The organism is Thiomonas sp. TH-17, from assembly GCF_057473305.1.
On the sequence record NZ_JBYCKI010000017.1, the window covers coordinates 1 to 13,258 of the forward strand.

Annotated in this window: 13 protein-coding genes and 1 pseudogene; 6 read left to right on the forward strand and 8 right to left on the reverse strand. The window is 64.6% G+C overall.

Going from position 1 to position 13,258, the window contains the following annotated elements:
* Positions 1-4: 4 nt before the first annotated feature.
* On the reverse strand, positions 5-1,240 hold the full coding sequence (gene tyrS, locus AC2VLV_RS01315) for a tyrosine--tRNA ligase (RefSeq protein ID WP_486988288.1): 1,236 nt from the start codon (positions 1,238-1,240) through the stop codon (positions 5-7).
* Between the two features lie 295 nt (positions 1,241-1,535).
* Between tyrS and AC2VLV_RS01320 the strand changes: the two genes are divergently transcribed.
* Genes AC2VLV_RS01320 through AC2VLV_RS01330 form a run of 3 tightly spaced genes read left to right on the forward strand, consistent with a single transcriptional unit; the run spans position 1,536 to position 5,461 of the window.
* A complete protein-coding gene (locus tag AC2VLV_RS01320) occupies positions 1,536-2,966 on the forward strand; it encodes a peptidoglycan DD-metalloendopeptidase family protein (RefSeq protein WP_486988289.1) in 1,431 nt (476 codons plus the stop codon).
* On the forward strand, positions 2,959-4,359 hold the full coding sequence (locus tag AC2VLV_RS01325) for a peptidoglycan DD-metalloendopeptidase family protein (RefSeq protein WP_486988290.1): 1,401 nt from the start codon (positions 2,959-2,961) through the stop codon (positions 4,357-4,359). Before AC2VLV_RS01320 ends, AC2VLV_RS01325 begins: the two co-directional genes overlap by 8 nt.
* Positions 4,349-5,461 carry an anhydro-N-acetylmuramic acid kinase gene (locus AC2VLV_RS01330; RefSeq protein ID WP_486988300.1) on the forward strand — a complete coding sequence of 371 codons (1,113 nt, stop codon included), beginning with the start codon at positions 4,349-4,351 and terminating at the stop codon, positions 5,459-5,461. The genes AC2VLV_RS01325 and AC2VLV_RS01330 overlap by 11 nt, the downstream gene beginning before the upstream one ends.
* Before the next feature lie 63 nt (positions 5,462-5,524).
* Here the strand turns inward: AC2VLV_RS01330 and erpA are convergent, their stop codons facing one another.
* Together erpA and argC are read right to left on the reverse strand one after the other, a co-directional pair.
* Positions 5,525-5,902, reverse strand: coding sequence for an iron-sulfur cluster insertion protein ErpA (gene erpA / locus AC2VLV_RS01335; RefSeq protein WP_486988291.1), 378 nt, complete (start codon positions 5,900-5,902; stop codon positions 5,525-5,527).
* A 75-nt stretch (positions 5,903-5,977) separates the two neighbouring features.
* Entirely contained in the window at positions 5,978-7,036 is a 1,059-nt protein-coding gene (gene argC / locus AC2VLV_RS01340; RefSeq protein ID WP_486988292.1) for an N-acetyl-gamma-glutamyl-phosphate reductase, read from the reverse strand.
* A gap of 179 nt (positions 7,037-7,215) precedes the next feature.
* Between argC and yajC the strand changes: the two genes are divergently transcribed.
* From yajC to secF, 3 genes are all read left to right on the forward strand, one after another.
* Positions 7,216-7,551: a preprotein translocase subunit YajC gene (gene yajC / locus AC2VLV_RS01345; protein ID WP_486988293.1), complete on the forward strand. Its 336-nt coding sequence runs from the start codon at positions 7,216-7,218 to the stop codon at positions 7,549-7,551.
* Positions 7,552-7,669: 118 nt separating this feature from the next.
* A complete protein-coding gene (gene secD / locus AC2VLV_RS01350) occupies positions 7,670-9,640 on the forward strand; it encodes a protein translocase subunit SecD (RefSeq protein WP_486988294.1) in 1,971 nt (656 codons plus the stop codon).
* Between the two features lie 39 nt (positions 9,641-9,679).
* Positions 9,680-10,633, forward strand: coding sequence for a protein translocase subunit SecF (gene secF, locus AC2VLV_RS01355; RefSeq protein ID WP_486988295.1), 954 nt, complete (start codon positions 9,680-9,682; stop codon positions 10,631-10,633).
* A 98-nt stretch (positions 10,634-10,731) separates the two neighbouring features.
* Here secF and AC2VLV_RS01360 read toward each other — a convergent pair.
* From AC2VLV_RS01360 to AC2VLV_RS01380, 5 genes and pseudogenes are all read right to left on the reverse strand, one after another.
* Positions 10,732-10,854 (reverse strand): annotated as a pseudogene (locus AC2VLV_RS01360) (type II toxin-antitoxin system HicA family toxin); the annotation flags it as partial.
* 86 nt (positions 10,855-10,940) lie between these two features.
* Entirely contained in the window at positions 10,941-11,150 is a 210-nt protein-coding gene (locus AC2VLV_RS01365) for a type II toxin-antitoxin system HicB family antitoxin (RefSeq protein WP_486988296.1), read from the reverse strand.
* Positions 11,151-11,323: 173 nt separating this feature from the next.
* Positions 11,324-12,172 (reverse strand): hypothetical protein, encoded by an 849-nt coding sequence (locus tag AC2VLV_RS01370; RefSeq protein WP_486988297.1) that lies wholly within the window; start codon positions 12,170-12,172, stop codon positions 11,324-11,326.
* A 61-nt stretch (positions 12,173-12,233) separates the two neighbouring features.
* A complete protein-coding gene (locus AC2VLV_RS01375; RefSeq protein WP_486988298.1) occupies positions 12,234-12,692 on the reverse strand; it encodes a Smg family protein in 459 nt (152 codons plus the stop codon).
* Positions 12,693-12,865: 173 nt separating this feature from the next.
* Positions 12,866-13,258 (reverse strand): DprA-like winged helix domain-containing protein (locus AC2VLV_RS01380; protein ID WP_486988299.1); only part of this gene is annotated, 393 nt, incomplete at its 5' end.

Consider the following 13,258-nt stretch of genomic DNA (forward strand, 5'->3'; position numbering starts at 1 on the left):
GCGTTCAGCCCAGCATCACCCGCGCAAACTTGCGTTTGCCGACCTGCAACACCACGGTGCCCGTGCCGAGTTTGAGGGCGCGGTCTTCGGCCACCGTGCCGTCGATGCGCACGCCGCGCTGTTCGATCATGCGCACGCCTTCGGCGGTGGAGGGCACCAGCCCGGCCTGCTTGAGCGCCTGCGGCAGGGCCAGTCCGCCTTCGGGCAGGGCCAGGCGCACTTCGGGAATGTCGTCGGGGATGCCGCCGCTGGCGCGCAGGGCGAAGTCGGCTTGCGCCGCGTCGGCCGCGGCCGCGCTGTGGAAGCGGGTGACGAGTTCGCGCGCCAGCATCACCTTGGCGTCTTTCGGGTTGCGTCCGGCTTCGACCTCGGCCCGGAGCGCGGCGATCTCGCTCATCGGGCGGAAAGATAGCAGCTCGAAATAGCGCCACATCAGCACGTCGCTGATGGAGAGCAGCTTGGCGAACATGGTCGCCGGCGCTTCCTGGATGCCGATGTAATTGCCCTTGGACTTGGACATTTTCTCCACGCCGTCCAGCCCTTCGAGCAGCGGCATGGTGAGAATGCACTGCGGCTCCTGGCCGTATTCGCGCTGCAGTTCGCGCCCCACCAGCAGGTTGAACTTCTGGTCGGTGCCGCCGAGTTCGAGGTCGCTCTTGAGCGCCACCGAGTCGTAACCCTGCATCAGCGGGTAAAGCAGTTCGTGCATGGCGATGGGCACGCCTTCCTTGAACCGCTTGGTGAAGTCGTCGCGCTCCAGCAGGCGGGCCAGGGTGTATTTGGCGGCCAGGCGAATCATGCCGTCGGCGCCCAGCGGCTCGCTCCACTCGGAGTTGTAGCGAATCTCGGTCTTTTGCGGATCGAGCACCAGGCTGGCCTGGGCGTAATAGGTCTCGGCGTTGGTCTTGATCTGCTCAAGGGTCAGAGGCGGGCGGGTGGCGTTGCGTCCGGAAGGGTCGCCGATGCGCGAGGTGAAGTCGCCGATGAGAAAAATGACCGTGTGGCCCAGATCTTGCAACTGCCTGAGCTTATTGAGCACCACGGTGTGGCCGATATGAATGTCGGGCGCTGTGGGGTCGAGGCCGAGTTTGATGCGCAGGGGCTGGCCGGTTTGGGCGCTGCGGGTCAGTTTGGCGATCCAGTCGGCCTCCACCAGCAGTTCGGCGCAGCCGCGCTTGGTGATGTCGAGTGCCCGGCGCACGTCGTCGGGAAGTTCTGCGGGGGAGTTTGAGTCCGTCATGGGGATAATCGAAAAGAGTGCAAATGGCCCAAATGGGCTGTTAGACTCGCGCCTTTGTCCGTGCTGCACCCGGCCTATGGCAAAGGGTGCAGTGTATTCGGTGCCACAGCGTGATTGCTGGAGCCCGGCGCGCAGCCGCTGGGGTTCTAGCTACGCCCAGGGCTGCTCGAAGGCGCTTGCCGCGCCTCGCCGCCCGTTGTCGCTGGCGCCAGTTTCCCCAGTCGGGAACCCCGCGCGCAAGCCGAGTTTGGCGCGCGCCTGAGTTTCGCCGAGTCTCGATCTGTGAGGGGTGAGAATGTCTTTTGTCGAATTCAAGCAGTCTGCGGCGCAAGGCGCGCAGGGTCTGGCCGGTTGGTTGCATCAGCATCACAAACGGGTTTTGGCGGGGGTGGGAAGTGGTTTGCTGCTGACCAGCGCCGCCGCGTTTGCCCTGGCTTACGAAGGGCCGCAGGCGCATCCGCCTGCCCCCACCTGGGTGAGCGTGGCGGTGGCGAGCACCGCGCCGCAGCAGGCCGAGCAGCTCTCGAATGTCGATCAGGTGGTCTACACCACGGCGCATGTGCGGGCGAGTGACACCGTCGAATCGTTGTTGCGCCGCCTGCAGGTGACCGATCCGCAGCAGTTGCGCCAGCTCAGCGCGCAAGCCGATTTGCGGGCTCTGGTTACCGGAGACCCCGGCCGCGTGGTGGCGGCCCAGGTGAGCAATCTGGGCGAATTGCAGTCGCTGCACGGCCGTTTGCCCGGGCTCAAGCCGGTGGCCGAGGGTGCCGAGAAGGCGCGCCAGTTGCGCGAGTTGACGGTCAAGGCCACGCCAACAGGCTGGGACGTGCAGACGCAGTCGCGCCTCGTTCAGCCGGTCTTGCGTGTGGCCAGCGGCACGGTGAAATCCACCTTTTTCGCCGCGGCCGACGAGGCCGGGATGCCGCGCAATGTGGCCTCGCAACTGATCGACGTGTTCGACACCCAGATCAACTTCCGCCGCAATCTGCGTCCGGGCGACCGTTTCAATGTGGTGTACCGCGTCTATCAGGCGCAGGGCCAGACGCTGGCTGATGGCCGCCTGGTGTCGGCGGAATTCGTCAACCAGGGCCACGATTACAAAGCCGTGTGGTTCGACGCCAAGGGCGATGCCAAGGGGGTTGCCAAAGTTTCGGGCTATTACGCGCCTAATGGCGACAGCCTGAGCCGCGCCTTCCTGCTGTCACCCCTGCCCTACGACCGCATCACTTCGGGTTGGGGCTGGCGCGAAAATCCGGTGATGCACTTCCATGAATTCCACAAGGGCATTGATCTGGCCATTCCCGTGGGCACGCCGGTCAAGACCATTGCCGACGGCCGCGTGGTGTATGCGGGCTGGGGCACGGGCTACGGCAAATATGTCAAGGTCGATCATCCCGGCGGTTTTGCCACCATTTATGCGCATCTGAGCGCGTTCAAGGTGCATGTGGGCGAGCCGGTCAAGCAAGGCGAGGTGGTGGCGCTGTCGGGCAATACCGGCTGGTCCACCGGGCCGCATGTGTATTTCCAGTTCTTCGTGCACGGCACGCCGGTCAACCCTTTGAACATTGCGCACTATTCGCCCAAGGGCACGGCGGTTCCGGCTGCGCTCAAGCCGGAATTTCTGGCGCAGACAGCTGAACCGCGCCATCTGCTCGCCGTCATCGATGGCGGCAGCCTGGTGGTCGATGCCGCTGCGCATGCCGCCAAGGAGCCGCAGCATGGCTAAGCCGCTCCGCGCTCAAGATGCGGCGCTGTGGGTGTCGCAACGTTCGGCCGAGGTGGCGCGGGTGCTGCGTGCGCATCCGCGTCGTCTGGCCGCCAGCGTGGGCGGCGCCCTGCTGCTGAGCAGCGCCGGGGCTTATGCCCTGGTCGAGGCGCAGCCGCAACTGCCGCCGCGCACCACCCTCGCTACCGTGCTCGACAACGACGTGCAGGGACAGACCGAAGCGCTTGCTACGGCCGATCTGCGTTATGCCAGCAGCACCTCGGTGCGGCATCGGGACACCGTGCAGCAATTGCTCAAACGTCTCGGCGTGACCGATCCTGCCGCCATCGCGCAACTCGGAAAGAATGCGAGTTTCCGCGCGCTGCTCGCCGCAGGTGGCGGGCCCGAACCCGTGCGGGCGCAGGTGAATGCACAGGGCGAATTGCTGCAGCTTGCCGCCGTGCTTCCCATGCCTGCGGGAACCGATCCGCTGGCCGCCCCGGTTTGGCGCGAACTCACGGTGCAGCCCGGCGCAGACGGCGCATTGCAGGTATCGACCACCGAACGCAAGCTCGAACCCCGCACGCGTCTGACCAATGTTTCGGTGCGCGGCGCTTTGACGACCGCGCTGAGCCAGTCCGGCGTACCTTCGCCGGTCGGTGCGCAACTGGTCAAGGTGTTCGCTCCACAGATCGACTTGCGCCGCAGCCTGCGCAAGGGCGATCAGGTGGCGCTGGTGTACGAGATGCAGACGCTCGACGGCCGCGAGCTGCGCCCGGGCCGTCTGCTGGCGGCGGAAGTGCGCAGCCGTGGCGTGGTGCGTCAAGCGGTGTGGTTCGCCGCGCACGGTGATGCCGCCGGTGGCTACTACACCCCTGCCGGCCAGGGGATGGAAAAAGCCTGGGCTTCTTCGCCACTGCCGGGTGCCAAGGTGACGTCGCCCTTCGGCATGCGCGTGCATCCGGTGAAGGGGCGGCGCGAAATGCATGAGGGCGTCGATTTCGCCGCGCCCAGCGGCACTCCGGTGCCCAGCGTCGCCGAAGGCCGGGTGAAGTTTGCCGGGATGCAGAGCGGCTATGGCAATGTGATCAAAATCGCGCATCCCGGCGGTTTCGAGACGGTCTACGCCCACTTGAGCAGCATCGCCGTCAAGCCGGGCCAGACCGTGAGCGAAGGCCAGAACATCGGCAAGACCGGCAATACCGGCACCTCCACCGGGCCGCATCTGCATTTCGAATTTCATGCCGCGGGGCGACTGATCGATCCGCTGCGCATGGCCAGCTATGTGCCGCAGGGCAAACCTTTGCCGCCGGGCGAAAAAGCCTCGTTCTTCGCCGCTACCGCCGTGATGCGCACCCAACTCGCCCAGGCGGCCGGCAGTGACGACGCCGTGCGGCTGGCGCGTGCCGACTGAACCGGGCTTGTTCATCGGGCTCATGTCGGGCACCTCGCTCGACGGGGTCGACGGCGTGCTGCTTGAATCTGCGCCCGGCGCGCCGCCTCGGGTGCTGGCCCATGCGGCGCGGGCGTTTCCCGGGGGGTTGCGCGCTGAATTTCTCGCCCTCAACACCGCGGGATTCGACGAACTCCACCGCAGCGCCCTCGCCGCGCAGCAACTCGCCGACCTCTACGCCGAAGTCGTCGCCACCCTGCTGCGCGACAGCGGTGTGAGCGCTGCATCGGTTCGCGCCATCGGGGCGCATGGGCAGACCGTGCGTCATCGTCCCGACCTCGGCTACACCGTGCAGATCAATGCGCCGGCCTTGCTCGCCGAGCGTTGCGGCATCGCCGTGGTGGCCGACTTCCGTAGCCGCGATGTGGCGGCCGGCGGCCAGGGCGCGCCGCTGGTGCCGGCGTTTCATCGCGCCGTATTCGCGGTGGCGGGCGCCGATATCGCCGTACTCAATCTTGGCGGATTTGCCAATCTCAGCCTGCTGTTTGCCGATGGCCGCACCCTCGGTTTCGACACCGGCCCCGGCAACGCCCTGCTCGATTTCTGGTCGCAGCGCCATCTCGGGCAGCCTTACGACGCCCAAGGCGCCTGGGGGGCGGGCGGCGCGGTGCGGGCGGATTTGCTCGCGCAATGTCTGGCCGATCCCTACTTCTCGCGCGCCGCCCCAAAAAGCACCGGTCGCGACGACTTTCATCCGGCCTGGCTTGAGCGCCATCTGTCGGCTCATGCGGCCCAAGCTTCGCCCCAGGATGTGCAGGCCACGCTGGCGGCATTGACCGCGCACAGCGTGGCCGAGGCGTTGCGGCGCGCCATGCCCGCCGTCTGCGAGCTGGTGATCTGCGGCGGCGGCGCGCGCAACGCCGACCTGCTAAGCCGCCTACAGCAGGCGCTTCCAGGCGTGACCTGCCGCCCGAGCGGCGACAGCGGCATACCCGCCGAACAGGTTGAAGCCGCCGCCTTCGCCTGGCTGGCGCAGCAAACCTTGTTGGGGCTGCCGGGCAACCTGCCCGCAGTCACCGGGGCCGCTGGCTCACGGGTGCTCGGGGCGGTCTATCCGGCTTGAAACCAAAAAAACCGCCTTCAAAGGCGGTTTCAGGGCGTTTTTAAGCCAGCAGACGGTGTTCGCTCAAACCGAAAACGACGAGCCACAGCCGCAGGTCGTGGTGGCGTTCGGGTTCTTAATGACGAACTGGGCGCCTTCGAGGCCGTCCTTGTAGTCGATCTCGGCGCCCGCCAGATATTGCAGGCTCATGGCGTCGATCAGCAGGGTTACGCCGTTTTTCACCATCTGCGTGTCGTCTTCGTTCACCGCTTCGTCGAACGTGAAGCCGTATTGAAAACCGGAGCAACCGCCGCCCTGCACGAACACGCGCAGCTTCAGGTCATTGTTGCCTTCCTCGTCGATCAATTCTTTGACCTTGGCCGCCGCGCTGTCGGTGAACAGCAGGGGGGCGGGCGGGGCGGCCATTTCGGCGGTGGTGGCGGTATCAAGCATGGCGCTCATGGGGTACTCCTTTAGGTTGACGCAATTTTAGTGCCGCGCAAGACCTTGTTCCCGCCTGCGGATTTACGGCAAAAATCAGGGCAATACTGCCAGCCCGTCCAGGCCCATGTTTTCGGGCAGGCCGAACATCACATTCATGTTCTGCACCGCCTGGCCCGAGGCGCCTTTGGTGAGGTTGTCCTGAACGACCAGGATCAGGGCCATGTCGGGGCGCGGTTTGTGTACCGCGAGCCGCAGGGTATTGGCGCCGCGCACCGAGCGGGTTTCAGGCGTGCTGCCCGGGGGCAGCACATCGACGAAAGGCTCATTCGCATAGAACGTGGCGTACAACTCTTGCAGGTCGAGAGCCTGCCCGGCGGGCGTGAGGCGGGCTGACAAGGTGGCATGCATGCCACGAATCATGGGGGTGAGATGCGGCACGAACAGGCAGTCGACCGCGCTGCTGCCGGGAGCCGCGCCCGCGATGCGGCGCAGTTGTTCGTTGATTTCAGGCCCATGCCGGTGCCCTTTGACGCCGTAGGCCTTGAAATTGTCCGAGGCTTCGCTGAACAGCAGGCCGATCTCCGCCTTGCGGCCTGCGCCCGAAACCCCCGAGGCGCAGTTGGCCATGAGGTGGGCGGCCTCCACGAGGCCGGGGGTGCGCAGCAGGGGAGCAAAGCCCAGTTGCACCGTGGTGGGGTAGCAGCCGGGATTGGCGACGATACGGGCCTTGGCAATGGCCTCGCGGTGCAGTTCCGGCAGGCCGTAAACCGCTTCTTGCAGCAGATCGGGGCAGGCGTGCTCCATGCCGTACCACTGGGTGAACTCGGTCAGGTTTTGCAGACGGAAGTCGGCGGCCAGATCGATAAGGCGCACACCGGCATCGAGCAGCCGACGGGCCTGGGCCATGGCCACGCCATGCGGCGTGGCGAAAAAGACGATGTCGCAGGTGAGCAACGGCGCGTCGTCAGGGGTGGTGAAGGCAAGATCGACGTGCCCGCGCAGGCTGGGGAACATGTCGGCCACCGGGGTGCCCGCTTCCTTGCGCGAGGTGATGGCGGCCAGCTCGGCCTGGGGGTGGCGTGCCAGCAGCCGCAAGAGTTCCACCCCGGTGTAGCCGGTGCCGCCAACGATGCCAATGCGCAGACGTTTCATGGTGCAGGGCCCTCAAATGAAAGCGGACATCTTATGGTCTTTGTGCGACAAGGGGCGGACCCCGCCTGAGGGATTTGAAGAAATTTGCGGCACCCGCCCTCAGCTTTGCGACAATACGCGGTTGACCGACCCTGGCCACGAGCCAGGATGCCGATGAAATCCACCGTTCCATCTTCCCCATGAACCTTATTTCCGTCGCCCACGCGCAAGCCCCCGCCCCCGCACCCAGTGCAGGCTCCACCCTGATGAGCCTGTTGCCCATCATCGTGATGTTCGTCATCCTGTACTTTGTCATGCTGCGTCCGCAGATGAAGAAGCAAAAGGAAATGCGTGCCATGCTGGCCGCGCTGGCCAAGGGCGACGAGGTCGTGACTTCGGGCGGGGTCGTGGGCAAAATCACCAAGGTGAGCGAAACCTATATCGGCCTGGAAATCACGGCCAACACCGAGGTGCAGGTGCAGCGCAGCGCGGTGACCATGGTGCTGCCCAAGGGCACGATCAAGAGCGGCGTCTGAGCGCGCCCATGCGTTCCTACCGGCCCGCGTCGTCGCGGGCCCAACCGTGCAGGCCCGGCTTGTGCGGGTTTTTTATTTGAACCCGCGCCGCATCGGCGGGTGAATCGAGGTTGTTGTCATGAATCGCTATCCCTGGTGGAAATATCTCATCATGGTCGTCGTCCTGGTGGTTGGCGTGGTGTATGCGCTGCCCAATCTGTACGGTGAATCGCCCTCAGTGCAGATTTCAAGCACCAACGGCGGCAAGGTCGACAACGCCTTGCTGCTCAAAGGCGAGCAGATTCTGGGCGCTGCCAACCTCAAGCCCGATTCGGCCGACTTCAACGGCGCCACGGTCAACTACCGTTTCAGCGACACCAGCGTGCAGATCAAGGCGCGCGATGTGCTGGCCAAGGCGCTCAACCCCAATGTGGACGATCCGCAGTATGTGGTCGCGGTCAATCTGCTGTCGCGTTCGCCCGCGTGGCTGACGGCGCTCAACGCCAATCCCATGTACCTCGGCCTCGATCTGCGCGGGGGCGTGCACTTCCTGCTGCAGGTGGACATGCAGGCGGCCGTGCACAAAAAGCTCGACTCGATTTCCGGCGAACTGCGCCGCGATCTGCGCGACAAAGACGCGCGCTATACCAAGCTTGAACGCGTGGGCGACACCCTTCAGGGCGATTTTGTCGACGCCAGCGCGCTGAATGCGGCCAAGGAACTCATCTCCCGCCAGCATCCCGATCTGCAGCTGGCCCCGCAAGCGCCCGCAGGCCCTAACAGCCTCAGCGCCAGTCTGACGCCTGCCGCCGTGTCGCAGGAAGAAGACTACGCCATCAAGCAGAACATCCAGACCCTGCACAACCGCATCAACGAGCTGGGCGTGGCCGAGCCCATCATCCAGCAACAGGGCCGCGACCGCGTGGTGGTCGAACTGCCCGGCATTCAGGACGTGGCGCGTGCCAAGGACATTCTCGGTCGTACCGCCTCGCTCGAAGTGCGCATGGTCGATGACAGCGCCGCCGCACAGGCCGCGGTGGCCGGGCAAGGCCCGCTGCCCGCCGGCGACCAGATCTTTCCCGACCGTGATGGCGGCAAGCTCGCGGTCAAGCGCGACGTGCTGCTGACCGGCGACAACCTCACCGACGCCCAGCCCGGCTTCGACCAGCAGACCAACGAGCCTGCGGTGTTCCTCACCCTCGACTCCAAGGGCTCGCGCATCTTCCAGGAAGTCACGCGAGAGAATGTGGGCAAGCGCACCGCCATGATTTTGTTCGACCGCGGCCGCGGCGAAATCATCACCGCCCCGGTGATCCGCAGCGAGATCGCCGGGGGCCGTGTGCAGATTTCCGGCCACATGACCGTGCAGGAAGCCAATGACACCGCGCTGCTGCTGCGCGCCGGCGCCCTAGCGGCGCCGATGAGCATCATCGAAGAGCGCACCGTCGGCCCCAGCCTGGGCCAGCAGAACATCAGCCAGGGCTTCCACTCGGTGACCTGGGGCTTCGTCGCCATCGTCATCTTCATGTCGATCTACTACATGTTCTTCGGCGTGGTGTCGTCCATCGGTCTGGCCGTCAATCTGCTGCTGCTGGTGGCGGTGCTCTCCATGCTGCAGGCCACGCTCACCCTGCCCGGCATCGCCGCCATGGCGCTGGCGCTGGGCATGGCCATCGACTCCAACGTGCTCATCAATGAGCGCGTGCGCGAGGAACTCCGCAATGGCGCCAGTCCGCAAAATGCCATCTTCCACGGTTATGAGCGCGCCTGGGCCACGATTTTCGACTCCAACGTCACCACCTTGATCGCGGGTGTCGCGCTGCTCATCTTCGGCTCCGGCGCGGTGCGCGGGTTTGCCGTGGTGCACGTGCTGGGCATTCTCACCTCGATGTTCTCAGCGGTGTTTTTCTCGCGCGGCATCATCAACCTCTGGTATGGCCGCAAGCGTCGTCTGCACAGCATCTCCATCGGCCAAGTGTGGAAGCCGGAAACCGCCAAGGCGACAGCCGCGGCCCTGCCCGCCAGCGCCGCGAGTGACGCCGTGAAAGCCGGAAAGCCGCTGGACGCACCCGCGCCGCGCACCACCAAGCCGCGCCGCAAGGTGCATTGATCCGCCGACGGCCCAAAGACTCCCGATTCAAGGCACATCATGGAATTTTTCCGTATCAAGCGCGACATTCCGTTCATGCGGTCGGCGCTGACCTTCAACATCATCTCGGTGCTGCTGTTCGCCGCCGCGGTGTTTTTTCTCATCACCCGCGGGCTCAATTTGTCGATCGAATTCACCGGCGGCACGGTGATGGAGGTCGGCTACAGCCAGGGGGCCAATATCGACGGCATCCGCGCCACGCTGAGCAAGCTCGGCTACGCCGATGCGCAGGTGCAGGCCTACGGCAACGCCAATGACGTGGTCATTCGCCTGCCGCTGCACAAGGGCGAGACCAGTTCCGAGCAGAGCACCAGGGTCATGGCCGGGCTGCTGGCCGCCGACCCTCAGGCGCAGCAGCGCCGCACCGAATTCGTCGGCCCGCAGGTGGGCTCCGAACTCGCCACAGACGGCCTCAAGGCGCTTGCGCTGGTGATCTTCGGCATCGTCGCCTATCTGGCCGTGCGCTTCGAGTGGAAATTCTCGGTGGCGGCCATTCTCGCCAACCTGCACGACGTGATCATCGTTCTCGGCTTCTTCGCCCTGTTCCAGTGGGAATTCTCGCTGCCCGTGCTGGCGGCGGTGCTGGCGGTGCTGGGCTATTCGGTGAACGAGTCGGTGGTGATCTTCGACCGGGTGCGCGAAAACTTCCGCCGCTACCGCAAGTACAGCACGGTACAGGTGATCGACAGCGCCATTACCAACACCATCAGCCGCACCGTCATCACCCACGGCTCGACGCTCGCGATGGCGTTTTCCATGTTCTTGTTCGGCGGCCCGGCGCTGCATTACTTCGCCCTGGCGCTGATCATCGGCATTTCGATGAGTATTTACAGCTCGGTGTTCGTCGCCGCCGCGCTGGCGATGTGGTTCGGCGTGAAGCGCGAAGACCTGATCAAACCAGGCGGCAACAAGCCCAGCGACCGCAACGACCCGAACGCGGGCGCGGTGGTCTGAAATCAGGCGCCCACAAAAAAGCCAGCGTGAGCTGGCTTTTTTGTGTGATTGATAGTTTCTATCGAATGATTTCGGCATCTGCGGAAACGCCCGAAGCGCTACAAGTCTTCTGGAGTGATGCCAGTGTGCTTGGCGATGCGCGCAAGCATTCGGGGGCCGATTTCTTCGCCGTCGTGAAACGCGAACACAACATCAGGCCACCCTTCGCGGGACAAAGTGCGGTGCGAACCGGATTACCGCTTGACTTTCCACCCAAGGCTAAACAGCGCCGCAAGCAACCGCTTGGCCTTGATGGAAGGCCATTGACTCATGCGGCGAGAGGCAGAGAGATATGGATTGCGACGGGGCGTGACTCGCTTTGCTCCAGGCGCTCGGCCATGGTGCGAAGGGCGAGCACTTCAGCCTTTGCCATGGCTTCGTCAGCGGTCTTGCCATAGCACAAGACGCCAGGAAGCTGCGGAATCTCAGCGATCCAGCGGCCATCAATCTCTTCCTCGCATTCGATGCTGAAATTCATGATGGATCTCCAATAGTGGATGAGTCGAATTGTAGAGATGAAGCCCAGCGTGCACGCGATGCACTCGGTCCGCGATTAGCTTTGCGAGCGTATCCAACCCATGCAACTCGTTCGCCACGGAGCCGAAAAGGCATGGGTGCACTGGCGGCGATTTTTTATGCCGCGACAGAAATTCAGTTGAAGTTGAAGCTGACCCCGGTCGTACCGTTGGCTTGGTTGTAGGCCGTGCTGTAGTCGGCAGAAACGGTGGCCGGAGTAGTGGCGGCGCCGAGGTTGGTCCAGTTGAGCAGATTGGCGCCGTAGGGGTCGTCTGCGTTGCCGCCGTTGAGAGTCATGGTGGCCAGGTACTGATCCACTCCGATCAGCGCTTTGTCGTAAGCATCTCCAGTCGTGGGAACCGCCGTGGCCAGGGCCAGGCCGCCCAGGCTGAACTGCCCGGCGATGTGTTGCAGCGAGGCGGAGTAGTTGGCGAACGTCAGGCCACTGTTCGGCGTGATACGGGCCACGGCAAAAGTGGTCAGCGGGGTGATGTTGGCCGTGACCGTTCCGCCGCCGCCCACGTTCACCATGGCTTGCAGGCTGGCGTTCGTCGCCAGCGCGGCGTTACTGGCGCTGGCGGCGAGATTGAGTGCCGTGGAGGTCAGGCTGTTGAGCGCCTGCGAAGCACCTTTGTAGCTATAAGTACCCCCCACGACCTGCAGCAGAACCGGGCCGTAGAAGCTGGTGAGGTTCATGCTGAAGCTGCCATCGGCCGCTGAAGGCACGCAGTCCAGCACGGTGCCATAGCTGGTGTACGGCGTAACCGTGGTGGTCAGCGGATTGCCCTGACCGTTGACGATGGCGTAGGCGCAGACATTGTCGGTGCCGTTGCCGTTGACCGGGCTGTTCGCCCCCATGAGCACCTGCCCCGTGACGATCGAGCCGGAATAGTTGGTGTTGGTCGAACCGCCGCCGCAACCGGCGAGGGCCAGACTGGCCAGCAGGGCGGCGCCCAGGCTGATGCGGATGGGAGAAACTGGCATCGGAAATCTTTCAGGGAGGGGTTAGGCGAGTCGTGGCCGAAGCCGAGCGGCAGCAGTTAGCTCAATGCACCACGCGGTCTTCGGCTTCGACGAACAGCTCGTCGAGGATCAGGGCATCCGGCTCTTCGTCCAGACGCCAGAAAATCAACAGCACGATGGTTTTGAGATGCTCCAGCGGCAGCGGCTGCATGCCGGTGGCCAGCGCGCGCTCGATGGTGAGTTCGCGCAGATGCGGCTTGAGCACTCCGGCGCTCTCAAGAAAGTTGAGGTAACCGATGGCTTCCAGCCCCAGGCAGTCGAGCTCCTGCTGGGCGTAAAGGCGGATGGCGTGTGCGCTCTGCTCGTGCTGGGTTTGGAGGCCGCCTACGGCGCTGTCGAGCCCGCGAAGCCAGTCGATGGCTTCGTGAATTTCGTCGCTCTCGAACCCGGCCGCGCTGAGTTTGCGCGTGAGCTGCCCAAACTCGGGGCAGGCTTCCGGATGCCAATAGGACTCGTAGAGATACATGAGAATATCGAACATGAAGCCATTCTATGCATGACGCGATGACGGATCGTTTCGCGGTTTTCTCCCGGCATCAGGCCGGGTCAGAAGCGCCCCCAGACCTGCCGCTGCGCGTCAGGCCCCCCGAGGGGGATGAGAAAACTTGGGGCGGCCCGGCGTTTTCTCATGAGCACCCGGAAGGTGACCGGATTTCAGGCGCGGGCGATGCGCTGAAAGCGGCCGCCGGGCAGGCGCGCGACCTGGCCCTCCAGCTCAAGTTCGAGCAAGCGTGCGCCCAGCCGGTCGGCAGGCCAGCCGGTGCGCGCGCTGAGATCGTCGAAGCTGCGGATGTCGTAGCCGAGGGCGCGCAGGATGTCGCATTCGGGCGGGGCTTCCGTGGCGGGCGATGCGTCTTCCGTCGTGGTTTTCACGGCGGGGCGCGCATCCCAGGCAAATTCTTCCAGCACGTCTTGCGCGGTTTCGACAAGCTTGGCGCCTTCGCGGATGAGGCGGTGGCAGCCATGCGCCAGGGGGTTGTGGATCGAGCCGGGCATGGCAAAGACTTCGCGCCCTTGCTCGCCCGCCAGCCGCGCGGTGATGAGCGA

Excerpts from the sequence above, each read along its gene's own strand:
- AC2VLV_RS01370 (WP_486988297.1), bottom strand. The coding sequence starts at position 12,172 with ATGCCAGTTTCTCCCATCCGCATCAGCCTGGGCGCCGCCCTGCTGGCC.
- secD (WP_486988294.1), top strand. The coding sequence starts at position 7,670 with ATGAATCGCTATCCCTGGTGGAAATATCTCATCATGGTCGTCGTCCTG.
- AC2VLV_RS01325 (WP_486988290.1), top strand. The coding sequence starts at position 2,959 with ATGGCTAAGCCGCTCCGCGCTCAAGATGCGGCGCTGTGGGTGTCGCAA.
- erpA (WP_486988291.1), bottom strand. The coding sequence starts at position 5,902 with ATGAGCGCCATGCTTGATACCGCCACCACCGCCGAAATGGCCGCCCCG.
- AC2VLV_RS01320 (WP_486988289.1), top strand. The coding sequence starts at position 1,536 with ATGTCTTTTGTCGAATTCAAGCAGTCTGCGGCGCAAGGCGCGCAGGGT.
- yajC (WP_486988293.1), top strand. The coding sequence starts at position 7,216 with ATGAACCTTATTTCCGTCGCCCACGCGCAAGCCCCCGCCCCCGCACCC.
- tyrS (WP_486988288.1), bottom strand. The coding sequence starts at position 1,240 with ATGACGGACTCAAACTCCCCCGCAGAACTTCCCGACGACGTGCGCCGG.
- AC2VLV_RS01365 (WP_486988296.1), bottom strand. The coding sequence starts at position 11,150 with ATGAATTTCAGCATCGAATGCGAGGAAGAGATTGATGGCCGCTGGATC.
- secF (WP_486988295.1), top strand. The coding sequence starts at position 9,680 with ATGGAATTTTTCCGTATCAAGCGCGACATTCCGTTCATGCGGTCGGCG.
- argC (WP_486988292.1), bottom strand. The coding sequence starts at position 7,036 with ATGAAACGTCTGCGCATTGGCATCGTTGGCGGCACCGGCTACACCGGG.
- AC2VLV_RS01375 (WP_486988298.1), bottom strand. The coding sequence starts at position 12,692 with ATGTTCGATATTCTCATGTATCTCTACGAGTCCTATTGGCATCCGGAA.